This window comes from Rhodococcus sp. SMB37, assembly GCF_004345605.1.
Lineage (GTDB): Bacteria > Actinomycetota > Actinomycetes > Mycobacteriales > Mycobacteriaceae > Rhodococcus.
This window is the reverse complement of record NZ_SLVY01000050.1, coordinates 1-1,202: the sequence shown is the minus strand read 5'-3', so window position 1 is coordinate 1,202 and position 1,202 is coordinate 1. Positions and strand designations below refer to the sequence as shown.

1 protein-coding gene is annotated in these 1,202 nt (G+C 64.2%); it reads left to right on the top strand.

Annotated features, from left to right (window positions below; all coding sequences use genetic code 11):
• The first annotated feature begins 13 nt into the window (after window positions 1–13).
• Window positions 14–1,195, top strand: a complete 1,182-nt coding sequence (locus EV641_RS29095) for an IS30 family transposase (protein WP_241997545.1) — start codon at window positions 14–16, stop codon at window positions 1,193–1,195.
• Window positions 1,196–1,202: the final 7 nt, after the last annotated feature.

Sequence of the window (1,202 nt, the reverse complement as noted above, 5' to 3'; positions counted from 1 at the left end):
CGCGTACCGAGGGTTGGTCCGTGGATGCTCCGCGGTCGAGCTCGGCAACACTTTGAGTGTGTCGAGAATGACGGTGGACCGGTGGGCAGCGAGCGCAGGACTGGATCTGAACCTGGGTCGGGCCGGCGGGGTGACCCCGCTCCCGGTCGATGCCGAGCCGCCACAGACCTCCGGTCGGTCGTATCGACGGTTGACCTTGGCGGATCGAGCGTTCATCCAGGCTGCACTGGCGATGCCGGAGCCGTGGTCGATGCGTCGGATCGCCACCGAACTCGCGGTGTCGGCCTCGACCGTCTCTCGGGAGGTGCGCGCACACAGCGTCACCGACTGGGGCGAGCAACGCTACAGCGCAGATGTCGCGCACTACCGGGCGTTACGTGCGCGGCCACGCAGCCAGGTGCGCAAGCTCGACGATCCGGAACTGCGTGGTGAGGTCAAGGATCTGTTGAACTTGAAGTACTCGCCCGAACAGGTCGCGGCGGAACTGAAGATCATGTTCCCGGATCGGAAGGAGATGCACATCTCACACGAGACGATCTACCAGGAACTGTATGTCCAGGGCCGTGGTGCTCTGCGAGACGAACTGAGGGTGGTCAAGGCGTTACGGACGGGGCGGGCCAAGCGGAAGCCTCGGTCGAAACTGCCGGCGCGCAACACTCGGCCGTGGCTGGACGGTGCGCGGCTCAGTGAGCGTCCCGCGGAGGTGAACGACCGTGCGGTGCCGGGGCATTGGGAAGGCGATCTCGTTGTGGGGCCGGATAATTCAGGTCTTGTCACGCTGGTGGAGCGGTCGAGTCGGTACGTGCTGATCGGGCATCTGCCCGGGGGTCGGGACAGTGCCACGGTGATCGATGTGCTCGGGCAGATGGTCGAGGGCCTGCCTGCGGATCTGATGCGCACGATCACGTGGGACCAGGGACAGGAGATGGCCCAGCATGCGAAGTTCACCGTGGCGACCGGGTGTCAGGTGTTCTTCTGTGATCCGCATTCGCCGTGGCAGCGGGGTAGCAACGAGAACACCAACGGGTTGATTCGGGACTTCTATCCCAAAGGCACGAGCTTCGGTGAGATCCCGGCGCAGGATCTCACCGAAGTCCAGAGGTTGCTCAATATCCGGCCGCGGAAGACACTCGGCTGGAGGAAGCCATGTAACGTGCTCGCGGAGTTGATCGCGGGTGTTGCGTTAGCGTCCTGAATCCGCC